This is a genomic window from Bacillus sp. LJBS17 (genome assembly GCF_019334685.1).
GTDB lineage: Bacteria > Bacillota > Bacilli > Bacillales > Bacillaceae > Bacillus > Bacillus subtilis.
The window spans coordinates 798,149-811,381 of sequence record NZ_CP079759.1; the positions used below are offsets into that span (position 1 = coordinate 798,149).

General features: G+C 47.4%; 12 protein-coding genes and 2 pseudogenes. 7 read left to right on the top strand and 7 right to left on the bottom strand.

Going from position 1 to position 13,233, the window contains the following annotated elements:
• Positions 1-60 precede the first annotated feature (60 nt).
• The 4 genes from KXZ66_RS04025 (at position 61) to KXZ66_RS04040 (ending at position 4,322) form a co-directional block, all read left to right on the top strand.
• Positions 61-1,950: an ABC-F family ATP-binding cassette domain-containing protein gene (locus KXZ66_RS04025; RefSeq protein WP_128441441.1), complete on the top strand. Its 1,890-nt coding sequence runs from the start codon at positions 61-63 to the stop codon at positions 1,948-1,950.
• A 122-nt stretch (positions 1,951-2,072) separates the two neighbouring features.
• Complete coding sequence (locus KXZ66_RS04030) at positions 2,073-2,519, top strand: YfmQ family protein (protein ID WP_219144815.1); 447 nt, start codon at positions 2,073-2,075, stop codon at positions 2,517-2,519.
• Positions 2,520-2,643: 124 nt separating this feature from the next.
• Entirely contained in the window at positions 2,644-3,066 is a 423-nt protein-coding gene (locus KXZ66_RS04035; RefSeq protein ID WP_014479143.1) for a MerR family transcriptional regulator, read from the top strand.
• 65 nt (positions 3,067-3,131) lie between these two features.
• Positions 3,132-4,322: an MFS transporter gene (locus tag KXZ66_RS04040; RefSeq protein WP_219144816.1), complete on the top strand. Its 1,191-nt coding sequence runs from the start codon at positions 3,132-3,134 to the stop codon at positions 4,320-4,322.
• Positions 4,323-4,358: 36 nt separating this feature from the next.
• Here KXZ66_RS04040 and KXZ66_RS22515 read toward each other — a convergent pair.
• Positions 4,359-4,483: pseudogene (locus KXZ66_RS22515) on the bottom strand (GNAT family N-acetyltransferase); the annotation flags it as partial.
• A 31-nt stretch (positions 4,484-4,514) separates the two neighbouring features.
• Here KXZ66_RS22515 and KXZ66_RS04045 point away from each other — a divergent pair.
• Positions 4,515-4,668 (top strand): annotated as a pseudogene (locus KXZ66_RS04045) (hypothetical protein).
• A 109-nt stretch (positions 4,669-4,777) separates the two neighbouring features.
• On the opposite strand, the gene KXZ66_RS04050 reads toward KXZ66_RS04045, so the two are convergent.
• On the bottom strand, positions 4,778-6,334 hold the full coding sequence (locus KXZ66_RS04050) for an ABC-F family ATP-binding cassette domain-containing protein (protein WP_014476110.1): 1,557 nt from the start codon (positions 6,332-6,334) through the stop codon (positions 4,778-4,780).
• 172 nt (positions 6,335-6,506) lie between these two features.
• Between KXZ66_RS04050 and KXZ66_RS04055 the strand changes: the two genes are divergently transcribed.
• Together KXZ66_RS04055 and KXZ66_RS04060 are read left to right on the top strand one after the other, a co-directional pair.
• Positions 6,507-7,637 carry a DEAD/DEAH box helicase gene (locus KXZ66_RS04055; RefSeq protein ID WP_134156881.1) on the top strand — a complete coding sequence of 377 codons (1,131 nt, stop codon included), beginning with the start codon at positions 6,507-6,509 and terminating at the stop codon, positions 7,635-7,637.
• A 68-nt stretch (positions 7,638-7,705) separates the two neighbouring features.
• Entirely contained in the window at positions 7,706-8,152 is a 447-nt protein-coding gene (locus KXZ66_RS04060; protein WP_151870340.1) for a GNAT family N-acetyltransferase, read from the top strand.
• Positions 8,153-8,204: 52 nt separating this feature from the next.
• Here KXZ66_RS04060 and KXZ66_RS04065 read toward each other — a convergent pair whose 3' ends face one another.
• The 5 genes from KXZ66_RS04065 to yfmC all read right to left on the bottom strand — a co-directional run bounded on the left by KXZ66_RS04065 (position 8,205) and on the right by yfmC (position 13,159).
• On the bottom strand, positions 8,205-9,224 hold the full coding sequence (locus KXZ66_RS04065; RefSeq protein ID WP_151870339.1) for an NADP-dependent oxidoreductase: 1,020 nt from the start codon (positions 9,222-9,224) through the stop codon (positions 8,205-8,207).
• A gap of 102 nt (positions 9,225-9,326) precedes the next feature.
• Positions 9,327-10,127, bottom strand: a complete 801-nt coding sequence (gene yfmF, locus KXZ66_RS04070) for a Fe(3+)-citrate ABC transporter ATP-binding protein YfmF (RefSeq protein ID WP_124048443.1) — start codon at positions 10,125-10,127, stop codon at positions 9,327-9,329.
• Positions 10,128-10,139: 12 nt separating this feature from the next.
• Entirely contained in the window at positions 10,140-11,141 is a 1,002-nt protein-coding gene (yfmE, locus tag KXZ66_RS04075; RefSeq protein ID WP_003243506.1) for a Fe(3+)-citrate ABC transporter permease YfmE, read from the bottom strand.
• Positions 11,138-12,139 carry a Fe(3+) dicitrate ABC transporter permease FecD gene (gene fecD, locus KXZ66_RS04080; RefSeq protein ID WP_014476116.1) on the bottom strand — a complete coding sequence of 334 codons (1,002 nt, stop codon included), beginning with the start codon at positions 12,137-12,139 and terminating at the stop codon, positions 11,138-11,140. Before fecD ends, yfmE begins: the two co-directional genes overlap by 4 nt.
• Before the next feature lie 72 nt (positions 12,140-12,211).
• Positions 12,212-13,159: a Fe(3+)-citrate ABC transporter substrate-binding protein YfmC gene (gene yfmC / locus KXZ66_RS04085; protein ID WP_219144817.1), complete on the bottom strand. Its 948-nt coding sequence runs from the start codon at positions 13,157-13,159 to the stop codon at positions 12,212-12,214.
• Positions 13,160-13,233 lie beyond the last annotated feature (74 nt).

A 13,233-nucleotide genomic window follows, 5' to 3' on the forward strand; every position in this document is an offset into this window, starting at 1 on the left:
TTTATTCCAGCGGCTGATTTAAAATGTACACATGAACTTACGTGAGGATTGATAGGAACCATGAGCATATTAAAAGCGGAAAATCTTTATAAAACATACGGAGATAAAACATTATTTGACCATATCTCCTTTCATATTGAAGAGAATGAGAGAATCGGATTGATCGGACCGAACGGAACAGGAAAATCAACGCTGCTGAAAGTGATTGCCGGCTTGGAATCTATCGAAGAAGGAGAAATCACGAAATCTGGAAGCGTGCAGGTCGAATTTCTTCATCAAGACCCGGAGCTGCCTGCGGGGCAAACAGTGCTGGAGCATATCTATTCCGGTGAATCGGCTGTGATGAAAACCTTGCGTGAATATGAAAAAGCGCTGTATGAACTGGGGAAAGATCCCGAAAATGAACAGCGCCAGAAACACCTGCTGGCAGCACAAGCGAAAATGGACGCAAACAATGCATGGGATGCAAACACCTTGGCAAAAACCGTATTGTCTAAGCTGGGCGTCAACGACGTAACAAAACCGGTCAATGAGCTCTCAGGCGGCCAGAAAAAACGGGTAGCCATTGCCAAAAACTTAATTCAGCCCGCTGATCTGCTCATTTTGGACGAGCCGACAAACCATTTGGATAATGAAACGATTGAGTGGCTTGAAGGGTATTTAAGCCAATATCCCGGCGCCGTCATGCTGGTGACGCACGATAGATATTTCTTAAACCGTGTCACCAACCGCATTTATGAGCTTGAAAGAGGCAGTCTCTACACGTACAAAGGCAACTATGAAGTGTTTTTAGAAAAACGCGCGGAACGGGAAGCGCAGGCTGAGCAAAAGGAAACGAAGCGGCAAAACCTGCTGCGCCGCGAGCTGGCTTGGCTCAGACGGGGAGCGAAAGCCCGCTCCACAAAACAAAAGGCGAGAATTGACCGGGTAGAGTCGCTTAAAGAGCAGAAAGGCCCTCAGTCATCAGGTTCACTCGATTTTGCCATTGGCTCGCACCGTCTCGGAAAACAGGTTATTGAAGCGGAGAACGTCATGATCGCTTATGACGGCCGCATGCTCGTCGACCGTTTTAATGAACTTGTCATACCAGGTGAACGGATCGGGATCATCGGGCCGAACGGCATCGGGAAAACAACGCTGTTAAATGCCCTTGCCGGCCGTCATACGCCGGACGGAGGCGATATTACGATCGGACAGACGGTCAGAATCGGCTACTATACTCAGGATCATAGTGAAATGAACGGTGAGTTAAAGGTCATTGACTATATAAAAGAAACGGCGGAGGTCGTAAAAACGGCAGATGGCGATATGATTACAGCTGAACAAATGCTCGAGCGTTTCCTCTTCCCGCGTTCGATGCAGCAGACGTATATCCGCAAGCTGTCCGGCGGGGAAAAACGCCGTTTATACTTGCTTCAGGTTCTCATGCAGGAGCCGAATGTCCTGTTTCTCGATGAGCCGACGAACGATTTGGATACTGAAACATTAAGCGTTCTTGAGGATTATATTGACCAGTTCCCTGGCGTCGTCATCACCGTATCCCATGACCGCTATTTCCTTGACCGCGTCGTCGACCGTTTGATTGTATTTGAAGGAAATGGCGTCATTTCCCGCTTTCAAGGCTCCTATAGCGACTATATGGAGGAGTCAAAAGCGAAAAAAGCGGCCCCAAAACCGACAGCTGAGGAAAAAACGGCTGAAGCCGAGCCGAAGAAAAAACGGAAAAAGCTTTCTTACAAAGACCAGCTGGAATGGGATGGCATCGAAGATAAAATTGCCCAGCTGGAAGAAAAGCATGAGCAGCTCGAAGCTGACATCGCCGCAGCAGGCAGTGATTTTGGCAAAATCCAAGAGCTGATGGCCGAGCAGGCGAAAACTGCTGAAGAGCTTGAGGCTGCGATGGACCGCTGGACAGAATTGTCCCTCATGATCGAAGAACTGGAAAGCTAAAAAGCGCGGCCGCAGCAGGCCGCGCTTTTTTTCACATAATGGACAAAAACGAACCGGCCTGCTTATGTTAGGATAAAATTGTGTGTCAGCGGCACATGGAAAACTAACGGAGATGATGAAGTATGACATGGGCGATCGTGATGTTAATTCTCATGAGTCTGGTGAAAATCGTATTGACCTGTCTTCCTACAGGCGTCATAGAATGGCTGCTCAGCAAATTTGAAGTGCACGCCAAGCTTAGTGGCGAAAATGCGAGTCTCTCTCTAGATGGAAAACGTCTCGAGGGTACAGAGAAGCAGAAAGTGATTGATCAATTTAACGAAGCTGTCTTCCTGGAGAAATATTATATCTATCCAGGTGATGAAGAGCGTTATTTACATCCGGCAAACGGCGGCACGCCGCTGGTGATAGATACAAAAAAAGGAAAAAGAGACGTGAAGCTGTTCGTGTACCGCTACGACGACCATATCGACGTCGTGAAACAGTACAAGAAGAAAGTGATCGCGTATCGAGTGCTTTCTGAAAGCCTTCAAAAAGAGTCTCTGTCAGTGGCGGGAAGTTTAGCTTAAACAGGAAAGTGAAAGACGGGTGCTTTATGCTACTCGTCTTTTTTATTGTTTTTTAAAACTTAACGTTTACGTTAAGGTTCAAAAGGTGTATAATGGTAACAGAAACGGCGAAGGGGGATTTACCTTGGAATGGATGAAGATTGATCAAGTGGCCAAAAGAAGCGGACTGACAAAGCGGACCATCCGGTTTTATGAAGAAATCGGCTTGATTCCGGCGCCGAAACGGACAGACGGCGGCGTAAGGCTTTATTCAGAGGATGATATGGAGGAGCTTGAGAAAGTCATCAGCACAAAAGAGGTGCTCGGTTTTTCCCTTCAGGAGCTTCAGCATTTCATGGAAACCAGCCGCCAGCTAGAGTTAAACAAAGAGGGGTATTTGTTGTCACTGGATCCTAAGGAACGGAAAGAAAAACTGGAGGAAATTCAGGAAACCCTGAATCACCAGCTGAGTTTGATTGATGAGAAAATCCGCACATTCCAAAGCTTTAAAGAACGCCTGCAAGGCATGAAAGGCAAAGCGGAACGCGCCATTCAATCAATCGAATGAAAAGTTTGTTAAACGCTATTTTTGTAGCGTTTCTTTTAATGGAATAAAGATGGAGGTTAGGTCAAATGGATAAGACAACACAAGTGAATCAGAAAACGGGTTTGCTCAGCCAGCCAAAAGCGGTATGGGCTGTCGCATTTGCCTGTGTGATTTCCTTTATGGGAATCGGGCTGGTCGATCCAATTCTTCCGGCCATTGCCGCACAACTACATGCTTCACCTAGTGAAGTATCACTCTTGTTTACAAGTTATTTGCTTGTAACCGGATTTATGATGTTTTTCTCAGGAGCCATTTCCAGCCGCATCGGCGCGAAATGGACGTTAATTCTCGGACTTATTTTTATTATTGTGTTTGCGGGGCTTGGCGGCAGTTCAAGCTCAATTGCTCAGCTAGTCGGCTATCGCGGCGGCTGGGGATTAGGTAATGCTTTGTTTATTTCAACAGCGCTTGCGGTTATCGTCGGCGTGTCAGTCGGGGGCAGCGCCCAAGCGATTATTTTGTATGAAGCTGCGCTCGGTCTTGGGATTTCCGTCGGGCCGCTTGCAGGCGGAGAGCTTGGAAGCATTTCATGGCGCGCACCGTTTTTTGGGGTATCTGTCCTGATGTTTATTGCGTTAATCGCGATTTCTTTCATGCTGCCGAAATTGCCGAAACCGGCGAAACGCGTCGGTGTGTTTGATGCGATGAAGGCGCTCAAATATAAAGGTCTGCTGACGATGGCGGTATCTGCGTTCTTATACAACTTTGGATTTTTTATTTTGCTTGCTTATTCTCCGTTCGTACTGAATTTAGATGAACACGGTCTCGGATATGTCTTCTTTGGCTGGGGTCTTCTGCTGGCTGTTACGTCAGTCTTTACTGCGCCGCTCGTGCACAAAGCGCTGGGCACAGTGCGTTCCTTGGTTGTTCTCTTTATCGCCTTTGCAGTCATTCTCATGATCATGGGGATCTGGACAGAGCATCAGACATTGATTATTACATGTATCGTTGTCGCTGGTGCTGTCCTCGGTATGGTGAATACGATCATGACAACCGCTGTGATGGGTTCTGCGCCGGTTGAACGTTCAATCGCGTCTTCAGCCTACAGCTCAGTCCGCTTCATCGGCGGTGCGCTCGCTCCGTGGATTGCGGGAATGCTGTCAGAGCACTTCACCGCAAGCACACCATATACAGTAGGCGGGATCGTCGTTTTTGTCGGCATGCTTGTCCTTCTCATGGGACGTAAACATCTTGCCGGAATTAAGGCGGGTCATTAATAACGAAAGACACTGCCACAGATGCAGTGTCTTTTTTTAATCGTGGAATCTTCCCATTACTACCGTATTGTAGTAATTTCCGTCAGAAAGCAATTTCTCCTTTTTTAAGATTCCTTTTCGTTTGTTTCCAGGACATTCAGTGAGATTTTTTTAACTCCGTTGATGGTTCATGCTGTAGAGGGGACGTTTGCCATGGATAAGGCAAAGCCTGACGAATATGATCAGAAGTGTTTACAGGTGCTCTATCATTACATACACAGCGTCATGAAAAACAGCTTTTCGCCCGAGTGGTTTACCGCTTGGACAGATGAGGAGGATTTTGAGCTGTCTGCCAAAAGAGAGCTGACACTTGATGAATTCACATCTCCATTTTAAAAGACAGAGAGCTTTTGAGAATCGTTCAGAATAAATGGCAGTAAAAAACCCGCTCTTTAGCAGGCGGGTTTTTTTATAAATTAAAGCACTTTCGTCGTCCAAGACTCGCAGTTCCACGTTTCTGTCGCGATATCCATATAAAAATCTGGCTCGTGGGAAATGAGCAGAATGGAGCCTTTATATTCTTTCAGGGCGCGCTTGAGCTCTTCCTTGGCATCGACATCCAAGTGGTTTGTCGGCTCATCGAGCACCAGCAGGTTTGTTTCTGAGTTGATTAGCTTGCACAATCTGACTTTCGCTTTTTCGCCTCCGCTTAATACGGAGACGCGGCTTTCGATATGCTTTGTCGTAAGTCCGCATTTTGCCAGAGCGGCACGGATTTCATACTGCGTATAAGAAGGGAATTCGCTCCATACTTCTTCGATGCACGTATTGTTGTTTGTTTCCTTGACCTCTTGCTCGAAATAGCCGGTATAGATGTGCTCACCGCGTTCAACAGAGCCTTCGAGCGGCTGGATTTCACCAAGCAAACTTTTCAGCAATGTCGTTTTTCCGATCCCATTCGCGCCGTAAAGGGCAATTTTTTGGCCGCGCTCCATGCGGAGGTTGAGCGGACGGGACAGCGGGGAATCGTAACCGATCACGAGATCCTTTGTTTCAAAAATCAGCTTGCCTGACGTTCTCGCCGGCTTAAAGTGGAATTCCGGCTTTGGCTTTTCTGCCGCCAGCTCGATCATATCCATCTTATCGAGTTTCTTTTGGCGGGACATCGCCATGTTTCTCGTGCTGACGCGCGCTTTGTTGCGGGCGACGAAATCTTTCAGCTCTGCGACTTCCTGCTGCTGCTTTTTGTAGGCCGCTTCAAGCTGCTGTTTCTTCACCTCGTAGACTTCCATAAACTGATGGTAGTCGCCGACATAGCGTGTCAGCTCTTGATTTTCAACGTGATAAATCAGGTTGATGACACTATTCAAGAACGGAATATCGTGGGAAATCAGGATGAACGCGTTCTCGTATTCCTGCAGGTAGCGTTTCAGCCATTCAATATGCTGTTCATCAAGATAGTTGGTCGGCTCATCGAGAAGCAGAATTTCCGGCTTTTCAAGGAGCAGCTTAGCGAGAAGGACCTTTGTGCGCTGTCCGCCGCTCAAATCGGTGACATCTCGCTCTAATCCGATATCGCTCAAACCGAGACCGCGGGCGATTTCTTCCACCTTGGAATCAATGACATAAAAATCATTGTTTGTCAGCGCGTCTTGAATGACGCCGACTTCTTCAAGCAGCTTTTCGAGCTCGTCGGGATCAGCCTCGCCCATTTTGTTGTAAATCTCGTTCATTTCCTCTTCCATCGCAAATAAATAATGGAATGCGTCTTTCAGGACGTCGCGAATGGATTTTCCTTTTTCCAGCACGGTATGCTGATCAAGGTATCCGACACGGACATTTTTTGACCATTCGACTTTTCCCTCATCAGGTTCAAGCTTTCCGGTAATAATATTCATGAAGGTTGATTTTCCTTCACCGTTTGCGCCGATCAAGCCGACGTGCTCGCCTTTTAACAGGCGGAAGGAAACGTTATTAAAAATGGCCCGGTCCCCGAAGCCGTGGCTTAAATCCTTTACAGATAAAATACTCATGTTTACACCTCTATCGTTATCAAACACGCACAATCGGCGTGTAATATTCACCCTTTTGATTATAAAGGAGGATTCGGAATGTTGAAAGGTATAGGAAAGAAAAAGAAAAATTGCGTTCCGGGCGAGGTTTTGAGATACTATGGAATAGATTTCAGGAATTGAGGAGAACAAAATGACGCAAACTTGGCCATTTTTACATAATGCACAATCATTTATACAAGAGAATTGGAATGCTTCCGGCTTTCAAACGCCAACCCCTGTTCAAGAGCAGGCAGCCCAGCTGATCATGGACGGAAAGGATGTCATCGCGGAATCGCCGACAGGCACAGGGAAGACGCTGGCGTATGCGCTGCCGGTCTTGGAGCGGATCAAACCAGAGCAAAAGCATCCGCAGGCGGTGATTTTAGCGCCTTCCCGTGAGCTGGTCATGCAGATTTTTCAGGTGATTCAGGATTGGAAAGCGGGCTCAGAGCTGCGCGCGGCTTCCTTAATCGGCGGGGCGAATGTGAAGAAGCAGGTCGAAAAGCTGAAGAAACATCCGCATATCATCGTCGGCACGCCAGGCAGGGTATTTGAACTGATTAAAGCAAAGAAACTCAAAATGCATGAAGTGAAAACGATTGTACTTGATGAAGCGGATCAGCTTATCCTGCCGGAGCATCGCGAGACGATCAAACAAATTATTAAAACGACATTAAGAGACCGCCAGCTTCTATGTTTTTCCGCGACACTCAAAAAGGAAACAGAGGATGTGCTCCGCGAATTGGCGCAAGAGCCTGAGGTGTTGAAGGTACAGCGAAGCAAGGCGGAGGCAGGGAAAGTGAAGCATCAATACCTGATTTGCGACCAGCGCGACAAAGTGAAGCTGCTGCAAAAGCTGTCAAGGCTTGAAGGCATGCAGGCACTCGTATTTGTGAGAGACATCGGCAACCTGAGTGTATATGCGGAAAAGCTGGCATATCACCATGTCGATCTTGGCGTTTTGCACAGCGAAGCGAAAAAAATGGAGCGGGCGAAAATCATTGCCGCATTCGAAGACGGAGAGTTTCCTCTTTTATTGGCGACTGACATTGCCGCACGCGGTTTAGACATTGAAAACCTGCCATACGTGATTCATGCTGATATTCCAGATGAAGATGGCTATGTCCACAGATCAGGACGAACAGGCCGGGCCGGAAAAGAAGGCAACGTGCTGAGCCTTGTGACAAAATTGGAGGAATCAAAGCTGAAAAAAATGGCGAAGAAGCTTGGTGTTGAACTGAGTGAAGCTGTGTATGCAGGCGGAAAACTGAAGACGAAATAAAAAGAAGGGCGAAAAGCCCTTTTTTTGTTGTAAAATAATAGAAAAAGTTTTGCGCAGGGGGTGGGAAGGTGGTTTCAATAGACAGGTTTCAAGCAGTGAAGGAGTCAGAGCTGAAAATTCTTGAACACTGGTTTGAGAATGAGGATACCAGACGGAGAATGGATGGGATGCTGCCATTAGATGAGTGGTATGCACGAGTAAATAAAGATAAACACGATACTGTCATCATGGCGTATGATGGACAGCTGCCGGCAGGGATGGTCGTTATTGAGTTCGGGGAGAAGCGGACATATATTGGATTGATCGTCAATCCTTTGTACCGGCTTCAAGGGTACGGAAAACGGATATTGCAAAAGCTGATGACCGAACCTGATTTTACTAGCGTGCGGGAATGGGTGGCATGCATTGAAGAAGACAATCGAATCAGTTTAGCTTGCTTTCAAGCAGCAGGATTCACTTTGGAAGATACAGAACCTGATGAAGATGGTTTTCTTACGCTGATTCTTCGCAGCTGATCTCATCGAAACATAAAAGGAGGGCAAAAAGCCCTCCCGTTTTCATCTTCATTCAGCTCGGATCACTGACCTTGATCAGCTGTTTCCCTTTATTTTCTCCCTTAAATAAACCGAGAAACGCGTCAGGAATGTTTTCGAAGCCTTCTGTGATGGTTTCCTCGTAATGGAGTTTACCAGCCTTCAGCCATTCGGCCAGCTGTTTTGCTCCCTCAGAAAAACGATCGGAGTAGTCGCTTACGATAAAGCCTTGCATCAGCGACTTCGTTTTAATGAGTTTTGATTGGACACGAGGGCCCATGTCATCTGCTTCGCTTTCTGCGTTATAGGAAGAAATGGCGCCGCACACCGGAATGCGGGCAAATTCATTGAGCAGATTCATCACCGCGTCTGAAATCGGTCCGCCGACATTGTCAAAATACACATCGACACCGTCAGGACAAGCGTTTTGAAGCGCTTTTTGGATATCATCCGCTGTTTTGTAATTGATGGCTTCGTCAAACTGAAGCTCCTGTTTTAAGTAGTCGATTTTTTCATCAGAGCCCGCGATACCGACAACTCGAGCGCCTTTGATTTTGGCAATTTGCCCGACTGTTGAACCAACGGCTCCCGCAGCTCCGGAGACAACCACGGTTTCGCCTTCCTTCGGGCGTCCGATGTCCAGCAATCCGAAGTATGCTGTTAAGCCGGTCATTCCCAAAATGCCGAGATAGGCCGAAGCGGGAGCAAGGCTTGTATCAATTTTTCGCAAGGCAGACTCGCTCACAGCGGAAAATTCCTGCCAGCTGAGATTTCCGATGACGATATCTGCTTTTTTCAATTGGTCGCCGTCTGACACGACTTCAGCGATAACCCCGCCAGAAAGCGCTTCATCCAAGGCGAACGGCTCAACATATGACTTCGTATCCTGCATACGGCCGCGCATATAAGGGTCAACCGAAACATAAAGCGTTTTGACAAGCACTTCCCCTTGCTGGGGTTCAGGAACCGGAATGGTTTCAAAGCGAAAGTCTTCATGAACAGGAATACCTTGTGGACGTCTTGCTAATTGAATTTGCTGCTGAGATGCTGTCATTTTCATCCTCCTAACTTGGTTGACACCACTGTAACATGGACAGGAGAGGAAATACAAAAGGTAAGCTGGCATACAAAAAAGGAGAGGGGGCTCCTCTCCTTTTCATTTCGCCCGTAATTTCGGGCACAGTCCCGTCGGCAGGCACATTGGCTTCTGGTCGATCGGGCTTCTCATGATGCAGCATTCCAAGCCGAAGACTTCACGGAAAAATGGCTGGGTGAACACATCTTCCGGTGTTCCGGCATTGTAGATTTTTCCGTCCAGCACACTGATCAGATAGTCAGCATATTGAGCGGCTTGGTTTAAATCATGGAGCACCATGACAACGGTGCGGCCATGGTCGCGGTTCAGCTTTTTCAGCAGTTCAAGCACTTCAATCTGGTGAGAGATGTCTAAATACGTGGTCGGCTCATCAAGCAAAAGCAAATCAGTGCCTTGCGCAAGTGCCATGGAAATCCAGGCTCTTTGTCTTTGGCCGCCTGAAAGGGCATCCAGCGTCCGCTCCTTCAGTTCAATCATGCCCGTTGCTTCCAGCGCCCACTCTACCATGTCATGATCCTCTTGGGTATGCTTGGATAACAGCTTTTTGTGAGGATGTCTGCCAAAATAGCATAATTCCTCTACCGTCAATCCTTCAGGAGCCTGAGGAGATTGTGGAAGAATGGCCAGTTTTTTTGCGACTTCTTTTGATGGCTGGCGGTGGATGTCTTTTCCTTCTAGTAGCACTGTACCGCTTTTCGGGGCCATCAGCCTGGCGAGCGATTTGAGGATTGTTGATTTACCGCAGCCATTAGCGCCGATGAGCGCAGTGATTTTTCCTTCTTCTATCTTTAAGTCGACTCCGTCAATAATCACTGTACTGTCATATGAAAGAGTGAGCTGGTCTGCAGCCAGTTTTCCCATGGTATCCTCTCCCTACTGTTTCCTCGCTTCGAATTTCAATAAATATAAGAAATAAGGCGCGCCGATCACGGCTGTCAGTATTCCGGCAGGTATTTCAACCGGAGGCATGATGCCGCGCCCTAACGTATCTGCAATTAATAATATAATAGCACCAATCAATGCCGATGCAGGCAGTAAATATTTAGCTTTTTCTCCGGTAAGCCGTCTGGCGATATGCGGAGCAAGCAAGCCGATAAAACCGATTGAGCCGACGACGGCTACACAGCTTCCCGCCAGCGCCACCGCGGTGAAAATCAGGATGAATCTCAGCCGGTTTGCGTTTTCTCCGAGACCCTGTGCAAGCTCATCCCCGAGTGACATAAGATCCAGCTTCGGTATGAGTATGCAGACGATCGGAAAAAGAATCAAAAGCCATGGCGCAAGCAGCTTGACTTCTTCCCAGTTTCTTCCCCAGAGGCTTCCTGTCAGCCAAATGAGTGCAGCATTCACGTCGCCTGGAAACTTTACCATCATATATTGCATTCCGGCGTGGCAGACCGCGCCTAAAGCAATGCCTGATAAAGCCAGTGAAGAGGGCTGAATGCTCTTTTTTCGGGCTATCATTAATAATAGTACAGCAATAATGGCGGCTCCGGCAAATGCGGAGAACGGAAGCACGTATACCGGCGACTCAGGAAAGATGAGAATCACAGCCATCGCCGCAAGTCCGGAGCCTTTTGAAATGCCGACAACGTCCGGGGAAGCGAGCGGATTTCGGATCACACCCTGTAAAATCGCTCCGGCAGCGGCAAGCCCTGCACCGGCCAAAATTGCTAATATGATGCGGGGAAGGCGATATTGCTGGATGATAAATTCAAAGGAATGATCCAGTCCCAGCAGATTCGTCACTACCGCATCAGGTGAAATGTATAATGCACCGATTCCAATGCTGATGACGGACAGAACGATCAAAATCACGGCCAATATGAGTATCGCCAGTAAGGGGCGTTTTTGTTTTCTGGTTGTTTTCTTCATTTCAGGTTTCGCCCTTTCCTTGCCAAATATAAGAAAAACGGCGTTCCGATAATCGCGGTGACAATGCCGACCGGTGATTCATAAGGAAATGCAATCCATCTGGCCAGAACATCTGCGTACACCAGCAAAATGGCACCGAACAGTGCCGAAAACGGAAGCACGTATTGATAATGTTCTCCGATCAGTTTGCGGACAATATGCGGGACGAGCAGCCCGACAAAGCCAATCGGCCCGGCGACGGCTACGGAAGCGCCGGAAAGGATTAAAATAATCAAACTGATCAGAATCCGGATGCCGTTCATATTTTGTCCAAGCCCTTTTGCTGTTTCGTCTCCGAGACCGAGAACAGAAACAGAACCGGAAAATACGAGGGCAAGCCCGATGCCAATGACAGAAAACGGAGCGATGGTTATGACATCCTGCCAGTTGCTGCCGTCGATTGCGCCTGTCATCCAGTACAGAACATCCTCACCTGACTCATTTAAAATAATGATGGCCTGTGTCATAGAGGAGAGGAACAAATGCACGGCCATTCCTGACAGCGCCAGCTTAACAGGTGTCATTCCGCCGGATGAGGCAATCATATACACAATCGCGCCGCCTGCTGCCGCACCCGCAAAAGCGAATATAACAGATGAATAGGGCGATGCCGGCAGAATGACGAGAGAAGCAACGACAAAAAGCGATGCACCCGCATTCACACCGAAAATTTGGGGTGAAGCCAGAGGGTTTCTGGTCATAGCCTGCATCAGCGCCCCTGCTACAGCTAGGCTGGCGCCGACAAAAACGCCGATTAAAGTGCGGGGAAGGCGAAGAGTAGAGATGATGAGCTGTTCCTTTGAACCGTCCCATACAAAAAGATATTTCAATGAATCTATGATGCCGATGTCTGAGGCTCCTACTGAAAGATTCAGCCCAAGCCCAAATATAAAAATAATCAGTGCAATGATGAACATCATCAGTCTTGATGATGAGCGCCGTTTGGCTGAATGATACAACAGTCTCACTTCCTTACTGCGTCTGGTTGCAAAAACGAAGAAGCAAGGATTTCCCCTCGCTTCTCATTTGTCCTATTTATTATACACTTTTTTAAGCACATCTTTGGCGCTTGTTTCACTAGACTTGATGCCTCTGAATCTTGTCCAAGTGTCACGGTCCGCATCATAGACTTGTCCATTTTTCACCGCTTTGAGATTTTTCCAGAGCGGGTTCGTTTTCCACTCGTCTACAATGGTTTTGCCTTCGTTGGCTGAGATGAACAAAATATCAGGATCGGTTTTGCTCAATTGCTCGAGGCTGACCTCTTGATAGGCGTTATCTGACTTCACGGCGTGTGTAAAGCCGAGCATTTTAAAGATTTCTCCGTCATAGGATGATGATGTATGAAGCTGGAAGGAATCCGCTCTTGCAACGCCGAGAACGATGTTGCGGTTTTCATCTTTCGGAAGTTCGGCTTTTAGATCGTTGATGACTTTTTTGTGCTCGGCAAGCTTTTCTTTTCCTTCATCTTCTTTATTTAATGCTTTAGCAATGGTCGTAAAGCTGTCGATCGTTTCGTCATATGTCGCTTCACGGCTTTTTAATTCAATCGTCGGAGCGATTTGTTTCAGCTGTTTATAAATGTTTTTATGGCGCTCAGCGTCAGCGATGATTAAATCAGGCTTCAAGGAACTGATAACCTCAAGATTGGGTTCGCTGCGTGTGCCTACAGATGTGTAATCAATGGAGCTGCCGACAAGCTTTTTAATCATATCTTTTTTGTTGTCATCTGCGATGCCCACCGGCGTAATGCCGAGATTGTGAACGGCATCCAAGAATGAAAGCTCAAGCACAACCACCCGCTTAGGTGTGCCGCTTACTGTCGTTTTTCCTTCTTCGTCATGGATCACTCTGGAATCCTTAGACTTGCTTTCGCCGCTTCCGTTGTTATTCTGGCTTGATGAACAGCCGGATACAATGAGGCAGGCGAGCAATAAAACACTCATGATGGCAATCAACTTGTTAGAATAGGTGCGCATGTCATTCTTCCTTTTTTAAGATTTAGTAATGAGAATCATTATCACATGTAACACTATAATAGCATGGCTTATCA